Consider the following 15,608-nt stretch of genomic DNA (forward strand, 5'->3'; position numbering starts at 1 on the left):
GACGCTGGCCCGCTCAGGTATACATGTGCGCGGCGGCCCGTCATACCGGGACACAAGCCGTGGTCCAGGCTGAAGGCTACCTGGGCCTAGAGGCGCGAGTTGCTGGTGCTTGTGGCTGCAACGTCGTCAGATTCGGCGGGGGTTGCGGCTTCATCACCGTGATCCTCTGAGTCCGAGTCAAACTCATCAGATTCTACCTCAGCGTCGGAGCCCTTCCACTCGCGGCCCGGAACATAGGGGCTGACCTCGACGCCGGTGTGGCGTCGGGTCTGCACCGCGATGAGGATGATTCCGAGCAGGATGGCGGCAAAGGCAGCCCAGATGTTGGTACGGATGCCGAGGAAGATCTCACTCGGATCGACCCGGATCGACTCGAAGAAGCTACGCCCGACGCCGTACCAGATCAGGTAGACGCCGAAGGCCTTGCCCCAGCGCAGGGTGAGCTTGCGTTCGAGCAGCAGGATCACGGCGACGCCGAGGAAGTTCCAGATCATCTCGTAGAGGAACATGGGGTGGAACAGGGTGTCGGCGGGCAGCCCGAGGGGGAAGGCCTGGTTGGTAGATTCGATCTGCAGTCCCCAGGGCAGGGTGGTCGGCAGTCCGAAGAGCTCGTGGTTGAACCAGTTGCCGAGGCGTCCCAGGGCCTGCGCGACGAGCATGCCGGGAGCGAGGGCGTCGGCGAAAGACCAGAAGCGCACCCCGGCCATGCGGCAGCCGATGAACGCGCCGACGGCCCCACCGAGGAGCGCTCCGAAGATGGCGTTGCCGCCGTTCCAGATGGCGAAGACCTCCAGCGGGTCGGCGCCCTCGTAGAAGTAGTCGCCGGGGTGGGTGAGCACGTGGTAGAACCGGGCGCCCACGATTCCGAGCGGTACCGCCCAGAGAATGATGTCCAGGACCACTCCCGGCTCGCCGCCGCGCTGGGTCAGGCGGCGGGAGGTCATCACGGTCGCCGCGATGATCCCGGCGAGGATGCATAGGGCGTAGGCGTGGATGGTGAACGGTCCGAGCGTGAAGGAACTCCACTCGGGGCTCGGGCTCGGAATGCTCAGAGGTATAAACACCTGGGGACTACCTTTCATCGTGGCGTCGGCCACCCGGGGGCGAACGATCGACCGCCGGGGTCAATTTACCCTAGCTGGCGGGCCGGATCTCCCGCGCGCCGGCCGCGAGCTCACGGGCGAGGGCGGCGACTGCCGGCACTCCCCCGTCGGAGAGCGCCTTGACGAGGGCGGATCCGACGATGGCGCCGTCCGCGTAGCCGAGGATCTCGCGAACCTGTTCCGGCGTGGAGATGCCGAGGCCGACGCACGCGCTGGTCGAGCCGGCGGCCCGCAGCCGGTCGATCAGGATGCGGGCGGCGGAGTCGACGTCGCCGCGGGCACCGGTGATCCCCATGGTGGACACGGCGTAGACGAAGCCGCGGCTCGCCTCGACGGCCTGCTTCAGGCGGGCGTCCGAGGAGGACGGAGCGGCCAGGAACACCCGGTCGAGACCGGTGCGTTCGCTCGCGGCGACCCAGTCCGCCGAGTCGTCGGGAATCAGGTCGGGCGTGATCAGGCCGGCGCCGCCCGCGGCGAGCAGGTCATCGGCGAAACGATCGACCCCGTACTGCACGATGGGGTTCCAGTAGGTCATCACCAACACGGGCACGTCGACCTGCGCGGTGATCGCGGCCACGGCTTCGATGCCGTGGCGCAGCCGGAAACCGTTCGCCAGGGCCCTCTGGGTGGCGGCCTGGATGACCGGGCCGTCCATCACCGGGTCGGTATACGGCAGGCCGAGCTCGAGGATGTCGACGCCGTTGTCGGCCAGGGCCACGGCCGCGTCGATGCTCTCGGAGAGCGTGGGGAATCCGACCGGCAGATACCCGATCAGGGCGCCGCCGCCCTCGGAGCGGCGCCGCGCGATGGTGGCCTCGACCGTGCTGCCGCCCGCTGCCGGGTGGCGCGCTGCCGGGTTGCCTGTTGCCGGGTTGCCTGTCACTGCCGAGTTGCTCATAGCTGTTCCGCGCCCTTGTCGAGCAGGTCGAAGTACCGACCCGCGGTTTCCATGTCCTTGTCGCCGCGGCCGGACAGGTTGACCAGGATGGTGGCGTCGGGGCCGAGCTTTTTGCCGAGGTCGAGGGTTCCGGCGAGGGCGTGTGCCGACTCGATGGCCGGGATGATGCCCTCGGTTCGACTGAGAAGGCGCAGGGCGCTCATCGCCTCGGCGTCCGTGACCGGCAGGTAGGTGGCACGGCCGATGCTCGCCAGCCACGAATGCTCCGGGCCGACGCCCGGGTAGTCCAGGCCGGCGGAGATCGAGTGCGACTCCACGGTCTGGCCGTCTTCGTCCTGCAGGAGGAAGCTGCGCGCGCCGTGCAGGATGCCGGGACGTCCCTTCGTGATCGTCGCGGCGTGGCGGAGGGTTTCCGCGCCCTCCCCGCCGGCCTCGTAGCCGTACAGGGCGACGTCGGGGTCGTCCAGGAACGCGTGGAAGATGCCCATGGCGTTGGAGCCGCCGCCGACGCAGGCGGTGACAGCATCGGGCAGGCGGCCGGTGAGGTCGAGGACCTGCTGGCGGGCCTCCTCGCCGATGATCTTCTGGAAGTCGCGCACCATGGCCGGGAACGGGTGCGGGCCGGCCACGGTCCCGAAGATGTAGTTGGTGGTCTCGACGTTGGTCACCCAGTCGCGCATGGCCTCGTTGATGGCGTCCTTGAGGGTGCGGGAGCCGGTCGTGACCGACACGACCTCGGCACCGAGCAGGCGCATCCGTGCCACGTTCAGGGCCTGCCGCTCCGTGTCCACCTCGCCCATGTAGACCACGCAGTCGAGGCCGAACAGGGCGGCCGCGGTGGCGGTGGCCACCCCGTGCTGGCCGGCGCCGGTCTCGGCGATCACGCGGGTCTTGCCGATCCGCTTGGTCAGCAGGGCCTGCCCGAGCACGTTGTTGATCTTGTGCGAGCCGGTGTGGTTGAGGTCTTCCCGCTTGAGGATGATGCGGGCGCCGCCGGCGTGCGCGGCGAACCGCGGCACCTCGGTGATGATGGAGGGCCGACCGGTGTAGCTGCGGTGCAGTTCGGTCAGCTCGGCCGCGAATGCGGGGTCCTGACGGGCCAGCGCGTACTCGCTGGTGAGTTCGTCGAGGGCCGCGACGAGGGATTCCGGCACGAACCTCCCGCCGAATTCACCGAAGTAGGGGCCCGCCTGCGCCCGGAGGGATTCTGAGTCGAGTGGGGAGGACATTCAAACCGCCAGGAATTCGGTGAGGGTGCGGATGGGATCGTTGGTGACGAGGGCTTCGCCGACGAGCACGACGTCGGCGCCGGCCGCGCGATAGTGTGCCACGTCCGCGGCCGTCTTGACAGCGGATTCGGCGACCCGGACAACGCCGGAGGGGATCCGGCCGGCCAGCCGGCCGAACAGGTCCTGGTCCAGCTCGAAGGTCGTCAGGTCGCGGGCGTTCACGCCGACCAGGCTCGCGCCGATATCGAGGGCTCGGTCGACCTCGTCGGCGCTGTGGGTTTCGACCAGGGCGGTCATGCCCAGTTCGCGCACGAGGTCGTGCAGGGAGACCAGTGTGGCCTGGTCCAGGGCCGCCACGATCAGCAGCACCATGTCGGCGCCCGCGGCCCGGGCTTCGAAGACCTGGTACGGAAGCCCGATGAAGTCCTTGCGGAGCACCGGAATCTGCACGGCCGAACGCACCTGCTCCAGGTCGGAGAGCGACCCGAGGAACTTGCGGCCCTCGGTGAGGACGCTGATCGCGCTGGCGCCGCCGAACTCGTAGGAGACGGCGAGTGCCGCGGGATCGGAGATCTCGGCCAGGGTTCCCCGGGAGGGGCTGGCCCGCTTGACCTCGGCGATGATCTTGACGCGTGGCGCCGGGGCGAGCACCGACAGGGCATCGATGGCCGGCGCCCGGATGAGGGCCGCCGCCTGGACGACGTCGAAGGAACGGGTGACGCGACGCGCTTCCGCGTCGGCGACCGCCCCGGCTAGAAGATCAGACAGCACTCGACTAGTGACCCTGGTGCGAGGACTCGTGCTCGGCCACGCCGTAGCCGACCTTGGCGAGCACCCAGCCGGTGAGCAGACCGACGACCAGAAGACCGGCGGATGCCCAGACGAGCCATTCCACCGCGAGGAAGAACGCGACGGTCCCGATCGCGATGGCCAGCAGCATGATGGTCACGGCGGTCCAGGCGGCGATCGAATGGCCTTCGCCAGGGTCTACCGATTCGAAGCTCATGGTTCTCCTTTTGTGCGTTGACGGGCAAAACAAGTCTAGCGGCCTCAGGGTTCCCCGGCCTTCTCGTGCAGCTTCGCGCTGCGGCGATTCAGGTCTCGATTGGCACCGGAGTCAGCGCTGTGCCGTGGGGTCTTCTCCGCGGCTCAAGCCGTCCCAGTCGTCGACGGCGTCGTGCCCGGTGTCGACGCCGGCGGCCGCGGCGTCCGTCCCGCCGGTGGAATCGGCCGGGGCGAAGCGCACGGCCTGGTAGCGGGTCGTCGGTCCGGGCCAGCGGCGGGCGGTGACCAGGACGCTGACGCCCACGGCGGCCATCACGACGCCGGCGAGCAGCGCCAGGTACGGCCACGGCGTCGCTACTGCGGAGACCACCCCGTCCAGGACGGACTCCCTGCCCGAGACCCCGGTGGCCTTGGTGATGGCACCCGCGCTGGCCGCGGCCGGACCGGTGACTGCGGTGAGCGCCGCCAGAAAAACGGAGAGCCCGAGCAGCACCTCCAGGAGGCCCAGAACGAACCGGATCACCGGGCCGGCGATCGTGAGGGCGCCGGCGAGGGCGAGCCCGGCCATGGCCAGGGCGGTGAGTGCCGGCGACGCGGTCGCGCCCGTCACCTCGAGGCTCTGCCGGGCGGTGCCGGACTGTGCCACGACGGCGTTCACCCAGGTCTGCGTCCAGGCGAGCAGGGCCAGTCCGCTGGCCAGCAGCACGACCAGGACGTGGGCGAGCTTGAGCCGCCGGGAAGAGGGCATCTAGCGCACCCTCTTCATCGCGTTGGCCACGGCGACGGCCCGGAGCGGGGCGGCGGCCTTGTTCTGCGATTCCTGGTACTCCGAGGCGGGGTCGGAATCGGCGACCAGGCCACCGCCGGCCTGCACCCGGGCGACGCCGTTCATGATCGTGGCGGTGCGGATGGCGATGGCCAGGTCCGCGTCGCCGGCGAAGCCGAAGTAGCCGACCACTCCCCCGTACACGCCGCGCTGGGCCGGTTCGAGGTCGTCGATGATCTCCAGCGCCCTCGGTTTCGGCGCCCCCGAGAGGGTGCCGGCCGGGAAGGTGGCCCGGAACACGTCGATGGCCGACCGGTTCGGCAGCAGGTTGCCTTCCACCGAGGACACCAGGTGCATGATGTGGCTGAACCGTTCGATCCGCATGAACTCGGTGACCTCCACCGAGCCGGCGGCGCACACCTTGAGCAGGTCGTTGCGGGCGAGGTCGACGAGCATCAGGTGCTCGGCGCGTTCCTTCGGGTCGCCGGCCAGCTCTGTCTCGAATGCGGCATCGGCTTCCGGGGTCGCCCCGCGGGGCTTCGAGCCGGCGATGGGGTGAGTGAAGACCCGGTCGTTCTGCACCTTGACGAGTGCCTCCGGGGAGGAACCGACGATCCAGTAGCCGTCCCCGGCCGGTGACTCGAGGCTGAGCAGGTACATGTACGGGGACGGGTTGAGGCTGCGCAGCACCCGGTACACGTCGATCGGGTCGGCCGTGCATTCCTGGTCGAACCTCTGGGAGATGACGACCTGGAACACGTCGCCGGCGACGATGTGGTCCTTGGCGACGTCGACCGAGGCGAGGAAATCCTCCCGCTTCGTGCGGTTGGCGGGGCTGGCGGGCGTGGACAGGTCGACCTCGGCCAGCCAGGCCTCCGAGGGCTCGGCCAGCCGTGTCTGCAGCGCATCCAGACGGTGCTGCGCCGACGCCCACAGGACGTCCGGGGTGTCGAACCCGTCGTTGAGCACGTTGGCGATCAACTGCACGGTGCCGTACTTGTGGTCGATCACGACGAGGTCGGCCACGAAGCTGAAGGCCTGGCCCGGCACCTCGTAGTCGGCGGGCGGGCGATTCGGCAGGTGCTCGATCTGCCGGATCGCCTCCCAGCCGATGAAACCGACCAGACCGCCGGTGAGGGGCGGGTGCCCCGGCATTTTCGGCGTCTCCCACCGGGCGTGGAGCGCGGCCAGCGCCGCCAGGGGTCCGAGGTCGACGACGTCGCCGAGCGCGCGGGCGGCCGACATGCCGTAGTCGAGCCAACGGGCCTCGTCGCCCTGCTGGGTGAGTACACCGAAGGAGGACACTCCCACGAAGGAGAACCGCGACCAGATGCCGCCCTGCTCCGCGGACTCGAGCAGGAAGCTGCCCGGCCGGCCGGCCGCCAGCTTGCGGTAGATGCCGACCGGGGTCTCCCCGTCGGCGAACAGTTCGCGTACCACGGGGATCACGCGGTGCTCGGTCAGGAGGGCGGAGAACCGCTCCGGCGTGGTGGATGCGGCCGCCGTGGAACCGGCGGGGCTGGTGTCATCCGTTGCCATGGTCATTCCTTCGGCTGGTCGGCGTTTTCGATGGACCCGGCGGGCCGGCTCGGGCGAGCGCCGGCCACGACCTCGATGCCCCGGCCCACGAAGCAGGTGCGGGTGCCGGTGTGGCAGGCCGCTCCGACCTGGTCTACCTGCACGAGGAGGGTGTCGGCGTCGCAGTCAAGCGCGGCGGACTTCACGTACTGGCCGTGCCCGGACGTGTCGCCCTTACGCCAGTATTCCTGGCGGCTGCGGGACCAGAAGGTCACGCGCCCTTCGGTCAGGGTGCGGCGCATGGCCTCCCGGTTCATCCAGCCCAGCATCAGCACCTCGCCGGTGTCCCACTGCTGCACCACCGCCGGCAGCAGTCCGTCGGAGTTGAAGACGGCGCGTTGGAGGGCCTCGTCCGGGGCGGAGAGCTGGGGGGTCGACGACTGGTCGGTCATTGCGGGGCCGTTTCGGATCGGGTGGGGCGCGGCATGTCAGCGCACCGGCATTCCGGCGCGCCGCAGTTCCTGCTTGACGTCGCCGATGGTCAACTGGCCGCTGTGGAACACGGACGCCGCGAGCACGGCGTCCGCTCCCGCCGCGATGGCCGGGGGGAAGTCCTCGACCTTCCCCGCCCCGCCCGACGCGATCACCGGCACGGCGCTCAGCTCCCGCATCAGCGTGATCAGTTCGAGGTCGAACCCGGCCTTGGTGCCGTCGGCGTCGATGGAGTTCACGAGCAGTTCGCCCACCCCCAGCTCGATGGCCGTGCGCGCCCAGGCGAGCGCGTCCAGGTCGGTTTCGGTGCGACCGCCGTGAGTGGTGACGAGGAAACCGGATTCCGTTCGCCCGCTGCGTTTGACGTCGAGCGAGAGTACGAGCACCTGGGAGCCGAACCGGTCGGCGATCTCGCCGATCAGGGCCGGGCGCCTGATGGCGGCGCTGTTCACGCCGACCTTGTCGGCCCCGCTGGCCTGCAGACGCGACACGTCCTCGACACTGCGGATGCCGCCGCCGACCGTGAGCGGGATGAAGACCTGTTCCGCGGTGGCCCGAACCACGTCGTAGGTGGTGGCGCGGTTGTCGACGGTCGCGGTCACGTCGAGGAAGGTGAGTTCGTCGGCGCCCTGCTCGTAGTAGCGGCGGGCGAGTTCGACCGGGTCGCCGGCGTCACGGAGGTTCTGGAAGTTCACGCCCTTGACCACGCGGCCGTCGGCCACGTCGAGGCAGGGAATCACCCGCACCGAGAGAGTCACGTTTTTGTTCTCCGTTACCGTTTGCCGACCGACCGCGTCAGAGGCGGGCGTTGTGGATGGCGCTGATCAGGATGGCGCGCGCGCCGAGCTCGTAGAGGGCGTCCATGACGTGGTTCGTGTTCAGGCGCGGGATCATCACCCGAACGGCCACCCAGTCCGGGTCGTGCAGGGACGACACCGTGGGCGACTCGATGCCCGGCGCCAGCAGGCAGGCGTCGTCGAGGAGCGTCAGGGGGATGTCGTAGTCCATCAGCACGTACTGGCGGGCGACGAGCACGCCCTGCAGCCGGCGCAGCAGGGTCGCGATGCCGGGCTTGTCGTTTTCGGAGCTGATCAGCACGGCGGTGGACTGCAGGATGACCGGGCCGAAGATCTCCAGGCCGGCCTTGCGCAGGGTGGTGCCGGTGGAGACCACGTCGGCGACGGCATCCGCCACGCCCAGCTGCACGGCGGACTCGACGGCGCCGTCGAGGGGAACCAGGTGCACCTCGACGTCGTGCCCGGCGAGGAAGGTCTCGACCAGTCCGGGGTAGCTCGTCGCGACGCGCAGTCCGGACAGGTCGGCCAGGGTGGAGAAGCGGCCGGCCGGTCCGGCGAAGCGGAACGTGGAGTCGCCGAAGTCGAGGCTGGCGATCTCCTGGGCGGTGGAGCGCGAGTCGAGCAGCAGGTCGCGGCCGGTGATACCCACGTCGAGGGCGCCGGAGCCGACGTAGGTCGCGATGTCCCGCGGGCGCAGGTAGAAGAACTCGACGTCGTTCAGCGGGTCGGAGACCACGAGGTCGCGCGGGTCACGGCGACCGGTGTAGCCGGCCTCGTGCAGCATCTGGGCGGCGGTTTCGGACAGCGAGCCCTTGTTGGGCACGGCAATTCTCAGCATGGGATCACTCTCTGCGTTTGGAAGAATCTTTGCGGGCTCGGAAACGATCGGCTGCTACAGATGCCGGTAGACGTCGGCGGGGGTGAGCCCCTTCGCCAGCATCATCACCTGCACGTGGTACAGCAGCTGGCTCATTTCGGCCGCCGCCTCGTCGTCGCTCTGGAACTCGGCAGCCATCCAGACTTCGGCGGCTTCCTCCACGATCTTCTTGCCGATGGCATGCACGCCGGCATCGAGCTCGCGCACGGTCCCCGAGCCCTCCGGCCGAGTCCGGGCTTTGTCGCTCAGTTCAGCAAACAGGTCGTCGAAAGTCTTCACCTGTCTAGGGTACTAGTGCGCGTGCGGGTGTTCGTTCGCGGCGGCGCGCAGCAGGGCGATCTGCTTCGCCGGGTCGGGCGAGTTGAACACGCTGGAGCCCGCCACGAAGGTGTTGGCCCCGGCCTCGGCGGCGATCACGATCGTCTCCTCGGTGATTCCGCCGTCGACCTGCAGCCAGACGTCCAGGCCGGTCTTATTCACGGCCTCGGACAGGGTGCGGAGTTTGCGCATGGTGGAGGGCATGAAGCTCTGGCCGCCGAAGCCGGGTTCGACGGTCATGATCAGCACCTGGTCGAACTCGGGCAGCAGCTCGAGGTAGGGCTCGATGGCCGTGCCGGGCTTGAGGGCGATGCCGGCCCGGGCGCCGATCTGGCGGAGCCTCCGGGCCAGGGCGACCGGGTTGGTGGTGGCCTCGGCGTGGAAGGTGACCGAGAACGCCCCGGCCTCCGCGTAACCCGGTGCCCAGAGTTCCGGGTTTTCGATCATCAGGTGCAGGTCGAACGGAAGCGGGGACACCTGCGCCAGCCGGTCGACCACGGGCGGCCCGAACGTCAGGTTGGGCACGAAGTGGTTGTCCATGATGTCGACGTGCACCAGGTCAGCCGAGCGGATGCGGCCGAGGTCACGTTCGAGATTGGCGAAATCGGCGGCGAGAATGCTGGGGTTAATCCTGGTGACCATGTTTTCACCCTACTGCGGTGAGCCACTCTGGAGTGGCGGAGGGTCCCGGCCCTCGCAGCGGCGCAAATCCAGGCGGGCCCGACCCGCCCGACCCGCCCGAACGAATTCGACGGAGATTTTGCCGGAATCGGCCCCAAACACACCTGAAAACACGGTTTTAGACCAGAATCTCCGTCGAATTGGTTCGACACCGGTGCACCGGATCGAGCCGGAGGCACCGGCTATGCGGTGCGCTCGAGCAGCGTGATGAACATGGCGTCGGTGCCGTGGCGGTGCGGCCAGAGTTGCACGCTGTGGCCGTCGTCGGGGAGGTCAAGCTCGGAGCTGCTCAGCCCCTGCAGCACGGCGGCAGTGTCGAGGGTGTGTACCCGGTCGCCCCACTTCTTGAGGGCGGACGCGACGATCCCGCGGGTTTCCGCGATGTGCGGCGAGCAGGTGACGTAGGCGAGGATGCCGCCGGGCTTGAGGGCGCCGAGGGCCGCGTCGATCAGGCCGGACTGCAGGTCGGAGAGCTCGGCGACGTCCTTGGGCTGCTTGCGCCAGCGCGCTTCCGGGCGGCGGCGCAGCGCGCCGAGCCCGGTGCACGGAGCGTCGAGGAGGATCCGGTCGAATTCCTCGGGGTGCGCGTCGGCGAAGGTGGTGCCGTCCTGCTCCCAGACCGCCACATCGGTCGGGACGGCGGCCAGAGCCTTGCGCACGAGTGTGGCCCGGGCCGGGACGAGTTCGTTGGCGACGAGGTGGGCTCCCCCGCCCAGCGCTTCGGCGGCCAGCAGCGCGGCCTTGCCGCCGGGGCCCGCGCAGAGGTCGAGCCAACGCTCTCCCGGTGCGATCGGCCGGGCCCGGCTGAGGCTGAGGGCGGCCAATTGGGAACCCTCGTCCTGCACCCGGACGCGGCCGTCGCTGTCCTGCATTATGTGCAGGGGGTCGCCGCCGGCGAGCACGAAGCCGGCCGGCGAGAACGCGTTGGCGACGCCGAGACCCTCGGTGTCCTCCGTGTTGCTCAGGCCGGGCAGGGCCACCATGTTCACCCGGGGTGCGGCGTTGTCGGCGATCAGGAGGTCTTCCAGCTCGGCCTCGCGCCCTTCGAGGCGCAGGGACTGGCGGAACGCCCGCACCACCCAGACCGGGTGCGAGTGCTCCGCGGCGAGCCGGTCGTCCTCGCCGGTGGCCCCGGCGAGGACGCGGTCGCGCCACTCCTCGGGGGTGGAACGGGAGATGGTGCGCAGCACCCCGTTCGTGAACCCGGTGGCCGCGCGGGACCCGACCTGGCGGGCCAGTTCGACGGACTCATTGACGGCCGCGTGGGTCGCCACCCGGGTGGCGAGCAGCTGGTGCGTGCCCAGGCGCAGCACGTCGAGGATGGCCGGGTCGATCGCGGTGACCGGGCGACCGGCCGCCTCGGCGATCACCCGGTCGTAGAACCCCTGCATCCGCAGGGTTCCGTAGGTCAGCTCGGTGGCCAGCGCGGCATCCGCGGTGTTCAGGGCCGCCCGTTTGATGCGGGTGGGCAGCAGCAGGTTGGCGTAGGCGTCGGATTCCCGCACTGCGGCGATCACCTCGTAGGCGACCCGGCGGGCCGGCTGCACGAAGTCGGTGGGGGCCCGCTCCCGCCGACGCTCCTGGCGGCGCGGTTCCTGCCTCCGGTCACGGTTAAGCTCGTCGCTCATGAGGCGACCACCTCCGTCGCCGCTACTCCACGCCACCAGTCGACTGCCTTCATTGGTTTCTTTCCGGCCGGTTGCACGGTGACGAGCTCGAGGGGCTCCGTTCCCGTTCCAATCAGCACTTTCTTGTCGATCTCTCGGATCAGGCCTGCGGGGTGCGGCTCGGCCCCCGTGGCCGGGGCCACGTCGAGAAGTTTGAGGCGGGCGCCGGCGAGCTCCGTGAAGGCGCCGGGCTCCGGGGTGACGCCGCGCACGCGGCTGTACACGGCCTGCGCCGATGCGGACCAGTCGATGCGGGCATCCGCGAGGGTGAGTTTGGGGGCGAGGGTGACCTCGCCGACCTGGGCCACCGGTGAGACGACGCCGGCCTCGAGGTCATCGATCACCTGCAGCAGCAGCCGGGCGCCGCTCTCACTGAGGCCCGCGAGCAGGCTGCCGGAGGTGGCATCCGCGCCGATCGTCTCGGACGACTGGGCGAACACCGGGCCGGCGTCGAGCTCGGGCACCAGCTGGAACACGGCGGCACCGGTGAGTTCGTCCCCGGCGATGACGGCGCACTGCACGGGCGCCGCGCCGCGCCAGCGCGGTAGGAGGGAGAAGTGCAGGTTGATCCAGCCCAGTCTGGGCACCGACAGGAGCGGCTCGCGGACGAGTCCGCCGTAGGCCACGATCACCCCGAGATCGGGTTGCAGGGCGGCGATCTCCTCGGTCGCGGACGCGTCGAGGCGGTTTGCCTTCAGCAGGCGCAGCCCGCGCTCCTCGGCGGCCTGCGCCACTGGCGAGGGGGTGAGCAGGCGTTTACGGCCGAGCGGGGCATCCGCCCGGCTGATGACGGCCGCGATCTCGTGGCGGGAATCGTTCAGCAGCACCAGGCTGGGCACGGCCGCCTGGGGCGTGCCGGCGAAGACGAGTTTCATTTAGAGCAGCTCCGGGTCATCGAATCGTACTTTGAGTGTAGGCGCGGGGCGGAACGCTGCCCCCTTGGGGCGCCGACGCCGGGCCGCATTGCGCACGATGGCGGCTTTGAGGAGCCGGGCCACGTCGTCGCCGGTGCTGCCGTACGCGAAGCGCACGATGGCGCGCACGAGCGGCGCCCCCGTGCTACCCGGCCCCGCACTGCCAGGCTCCGTGCTGACCGGGCCGAGCACGTCCACGCCGTCCATCCCGGCCAGGTCGACCACGGCCACGGCGACGTCCGCGGCGGTGCCGGTGACGGATGCGACGCGCACCGCGGGCGGGAATCGCAGCTGGCGCCGGTCGTACAATTCCGCCGCGGCGAGAGCCTCGGGCTGCCAGTTGTTCAGCGACCGCGCCAGGACCCCGCCGACCCCGACCAGGATCACCGGGGCGCCCGGTCCCGCGAGGGCGGCGGCATTGGACCACCAGCGGAGGCAGTCCTCCCCGACCCGCAGGGACTCGCGGGCGAGCATCCGTTCGCCGTCCAGCAGCAGGATGGCTCGGTAGCCGCCGGTCGGGATGGGCTCCGCCCCGCGGGTGGCGATCACCAGGGCCGGTTCGGCCCCCAGCTGCTGCAGCTGATGGTCGCCGTCGGCCACGATCACCCGTGCGCCGGGGAACGCCCGGCCGAGTTCCTCGGCGGTGCGCCCGGTGCCCAGGGTGACCACCCGCAGGCTCCGGCCGTCGCAGTGCACGCAGGCCCAGTCCGCCGCGAGGGCGCCACACCAGCGGCACGACGGGGTGGCCGAAGCCGAGGCCAGGCCCAGCGGGCCTTGGCACGTGGTGCAGCGGGCGGACTTCTTGCAGCTCTGGCAGGCGAGCATGGGTGCGTAGCCCGGGCTGGCCACCTGCACCAGGACGGGGCCGTGTTTGACGGCCTCCTTGGCGGCCAGCCACGCGGCCGTGGGGATGCGCGCGGCCCGCGCCTGCGGGTCGGGCTCCGACTGGAAGTCGGTGGGGATCACCCGGGGATGCCGGTTCCGGGCCGGGTGCACCTCGGTCAGCCAGCCGATTTCGACCAGGCGCTGCACCTCCACTGTGCGGGAGTGGCCGAGGAACACCAGCGCGCAGTCGGCCTGCCCCTGGCGCACGAGGGAGGCGTCGCGGGCGTGCACATAGGGGCTGAGCGGTTCGCTGTGCAGCGGGTCCCCGTCGTCCCAGAGCGCGATCAGGCCGAGGTCATGGGCGGGCGCGTAGACCGCGGACCGGTTGCCGAGCACGATCCGCGGCGCCGGCTCGAGGCAGGCCAGGAACGCCCGATACCGGTCCGGGTTCGGCTGACGGGCGTCGACCCGGCTGACGGAGCCGGTCGGGGCAAGCTGGTCGAGGGCCGCCTGCACCTGGTCCTGGTCGCGGTAGTCCGGAACGACGAGCACCGCGCTGCGGCCGGCAGCCAGGGTCGCCACGGCCAGCTCAGCCATGGTCCGCGCCCAGAGCCCGATGGTGCGTCCGTCCGGAAGCGGCACGAGGTCGGGCACTGCGGCGACGCAGAGCCGCTGCCGGGCCAGCACGGGCGGGCCGAGTGAGTCCTGGGGGTAGTCGGTGAAGAACGCAACGGTATCCGTTGCGCTCGAAGCGTCGCCCGGCACGGCGTCGGCCCCGGCCGCCGCTCGCGCGGCCAGCCACGCCTTCTCCACCCGCACCTGCCGCGGCGGCACGGCGAGACGGATGATGTCGCTCGCGTTCCCGGCGGCCCGGTCGGCCAGTCGCCGGGCCAGCTGCCAGACCGCCGGGGTCAGCACCTGGGCCGCGGAGACCACGCCGTCGATGGGGCTGAGCGCGCCCTGGAACTCGGCACCGGCCTCGGCCTGCGCCTGTTCCGGCGCGCCCAGGACCTCGATCAGGTAGCCCTCGGCGACCCGGCTGGCCGAGCGCAGCGGCACCTTGACCCGCACGCCGGGAAGGGCGAGGTCCGCGAGCTCCGGAGGAATGCTGTAGTCGAACAGGTGGTCGAGCTGGGGAAGGGGCGAATCGATCAGCACGCGTGCCACGAGGCCGGCGCGGGTCACCGTCAGCGTCCCTGTCGTCGGCGCCGCTCCGGCCTGGTCACAACACGGCTGGTCACAACACGGCTGGTCACAACATGGCAGGTCACAGCCGGGCTGCGCTTCGCAGGTCGTCGACCCGGTCGAGTCGCTCCCAGGTGAAGTCGGGCAGTTCCCGGCCGAAGTGGCCGTAGGCGGCCGTCTGCAGGTAGATCGGGCGGAGCAGGTCGAGGGACGCGATGATCGCGGCCGGGCGGAGGTCGAAGACCTCGCGGATCGCGGCGGTGATGTCACGGTCCGGGAGGGTGCCGGTGCCGAAGGTCTCCACGTACAGCCCGACCGGGGAGGCCTTGCCGATCGCGTACGCGACCTGGATTTCGAGTCGCTCGGCGAGTCCGGCGGCCACCGCGTTCTTGGCGACCCAGCGCATCGCGTAGGCGGCGGACCGGTCGACCTTCGAGGGGTCCTTGCCGCTGAACGCTCCCCCCCCGTGCCGGCTCGAGCCACCGTAGGTGTCGATGATGATCTTGCGGCCGGTGAGGCCGGCATCACCCTGGGGGCCGCCGATCTCGAAGCGGCCGGTTGGGTTGATCAGCATGTTCAGGTCGCTGGAATCAAGCTCGACCCGGGCGAGCACGGGCCGGATGACCAGTTCTTCGACCTCGGCGCGCAGCCGTTCGTTGGAGACCGACGGCGAGTGCTGGGTGGAGAGCACGACGGTCTGCACGGTCCGCGGCGTGATGCCGTCGTAACCGATGGTGACCTGGGTCTTGCCGTCGGGACGCAGGTAGTCCAGTTCGCCGGATTTGCGCACCTCGGCCAGGCGTTCCGCGAGGCGGTGCGCGATCCAGATCGGGATCGGCATCAGCTCGGGCGTCTCGCGGGTGGCGTAGCCGAACATGATGCCCTGGTCGCCGGCTCCCTGACGGTCGAAGTCGTCGACGCTCGACTCTTCCCGGCGCTCGAAGGCGTTGTCGACGCCCTGCGCGATGTCGGGAGACTGCCCGCCGATGGAGATCTCCACACCGCAGGACCGGCCGTCGAACCACACGTCCGACGAGTCGTAGCCGATGTCGGTGATGCACTTGCGCACGATCGACGGGATCTCGACGTAGGCCTCGGTGGTGACCTCGCCCGCCACGTGCACGAGGCCGGTCGTGACGAGGGTCTCGACCGCGACGCGGCTGTTCGGGTCTTCGGCGAGGAGGGCGTCGAGGATGCTGTCGGAGATCTGGTCGCAGATCTTGTCGGGGTGACCCTCGGTGACTGATTCCGAGGTGAAGAGGCGAAGATCGCTCATCTGGCCCGTCTCTGTTGATGAACACGCCGGTGAACAACGTGTTGAAGTGAACATGGT

General features: G+C 70.2%; 16 protein-coding genes. All 16 read right to left on the reverse strand.

Going from position 1 to position 15,608, the window contains the following annotated elements; genetic code table 11:
• Positions 1–86: 86 nt before the first annotated feature.
• The 16 genes from lgt to metK all read right to left on the reverse strand — a co-directional run bounded on the left by lgt (position 87) and on the right by metK (position 15,551).
• On the reverse strand, positions 87–1,058 hold the full coding sequence (lgt, locus tag E3T24_RS11500; protein WP_241976167.1) for a prolipoprotein diacylglyceryl transferase: 972 nt from the start codon (positions 1,056–1,058) through the stop codon (positions 87–89).
• A 76-nt stretch (positions 1,059–1,134) separates the two neighbouring features.
• Positions 1,135–2,001, reverse strand: coding sequence for a tryptophan synthase subunit alpha (trpA, locus tag E3T24_RS11505; RefSeq protein WP_134366659.1), 867 nt, complete (start codon positions 1,999–2,001; stop codon positions 1,135–1,137).
• Complete coding sequence (gene trpB, locus E3T24_RS11510) at positions 1,998–3,230, reverse strand: tryptophan synthase subunit beta (protein WP_134366660.1); 1,233 nt, start codon at positions 3,228–3,230, stop codon at positions 1,998–2,000. Before trpB ends, trpA begins: the two co-directional genes overlap by 4 nt.
• Positions 3,231–4,001, reverse strand: a complete 771-nt coding sequence (trpC, locus tag E3T24_RS11515) for an indole-3-glycerol phosphate synthase TrpC (RefSeq protein ID WP_134366661.1) — start codon at positions 3,999–4,001, stop codon at positions 3,231–3,233.
• Positions 4,002–4,005: 4 nt separating this feature from the next.
• Positions 4,006–4,236: a DUF6704 family protein gene (locus E3T24_RS11520; RefSeq protein WP_134366662.1), complete on the reverse strand. Its 231-nt coding sequence runs from the start codon at positions 4,234–4,236 to the stop codon at positions 4,006–4,008.
• A 111-nt stretch (positions 4,237–4,347) separates the two neighbouring features.
• Positions 4,348–4,983 (reverse strand): Trp biosynthesis-associated membrane protein, encoded by a 636-nt coding sequence (locus tag E3T24_RS11525; RefSeq protein WP_134366663.1) that lies wholly within the window; start codon positions 4,981–4,983, stop codon positions 4,348–4,350.
• A complete protein-coding gene (locus tag E3T24_RS11530; RefSeq protein WP_134366664.1) occupies positions 4,984–6,540 on the reverse strand; it encodes an anthranilate synthase component I in 1,557 nt (518 codons plus the stop codon).
• Between the two features lie 2 nt (positions 6,541–6,542).
• Positions 6,543–6,971 carry a phosphoribosyl-AMP cyclohydrolase gene (gene hisI / locus E3T24_RS17525; protein ID WP_134366665.1) on the reverse strand — a complete coding sequence of 143 codons (429 nt, stop codon included), beginning with the start codon at positions 6,969–6,971 and terminating at the stop codon, positions 6,543–6,545.
• A gap of 36 nt (positions 6,972–7,007) precedes the next feature.
• Positions 7,008–7,769 (reverse strand): imidazole glycerol phosphate synthase subunit HisF, encoded by a 762-nt coding sequence (gene hisF / locus E3T24_RS17530; RefSeq protein ID WP_134366666.1) that lies wholly within the window; start codon positions 7,767–7,769, stop codon positions 7,008–7,010.
• A 37-nt stretch (positions 7,770–7,806) separates the two neighbouring features.
• Positions 7,807–8,646 carry an ATP phosphoribosyltransferase gene (gene hisG, locus E3T24_RS11545; RefSeq protein WP_134366667.1) on the reverse strand — a complete coding sequence of 280 codons (840 nt, stop codon included), beginning with the start codon at positions 8,644–8,646 and terminating at the stop codon, positions 7,807–7,809.
• Between the two features lie 54 nt (positions 8,647–8,700).
• Positions 8,701–8,964 (reverse strand): phosphoribosyl-ATP diphosphatase, encoded by a 264-nt coding sequence (locus E3T24_RS11550; RefSeq protein WP_134366668.1) that lies wholly within the window; start codon positions 8,962–8,964, stop codon positions 8,701–8,703.
• 12 nt (positions 8,965–8,976) lie between these two features.
• Complete coding sequence (gene rpe / locus E3T24_RS11555) at positions 8,977–9,645, reverse strand: ribulose-phosphate 3-epimerase (protein ID WP_134434638.1); 669 nt, start codon at positions 9,643–9,645, stop codon at positions 8,977–8,979.
• A gap of 221 nt (positions 9,646–9,866) precedes the next feature.
• Positions 9,867–11,312: a transcription antitermination factor NusB gene (locus tag E3T24_RS11560; protein ID WP_134366670.1), complete on the reverse strand. Its 1,446-nt coding sequence runs from the start codon at positions 11,310–11,312 to the stop codon at positions 9,867–9,869.
• A complete protein-coding gene (gene fmt / locus E3T24_RS11565) occupies positions 11,309–12,226 on the reverse strand; it encodes a methionyl-tRNA formyltransferase (RefSeq protein ID WP_134366671.1) in 918 nt (305 codons plus the stop codon). The genes E3T24_RS11560 and fmt overlap by 4 nt, the downstream gene beginning before the upstream one ends.
• On the reverse strand, positions 12,227–14,275 hold the full coding sequence (locus E3T24_RS11570; RefSeq protein WP_134366672.1) for a primosomal protein N': 2,049 nt from the start codon (positions 14,273–14,275) through the stop codon (positions 12,227–12,229). It abuts the gene before it with no gap.
• An 82-nt stretch (positions 14,276–14,357) separates the two neighbouring features.
• Entirely contained in the window at positions 14,358–15,551 is a 1,194-nt protein-coding gene (gene metK, locus E3T24_RS11575; RefSeq protein WP_134366673.1) for a methionine adenosyltransferase, read from the reverse strand.
• Positions 15,552–15,608 lie beyond the last annotated feature (57 nt).

The organism is Cryobacterium sp. TmT2-59, assembly GCF_004403545.1.
GTDB lineage: Bacteria > Actinomycetota > Actinomycetes > Actinomycetales > Microbacteriaceae > Cryobacterium > Cryobacterium shii.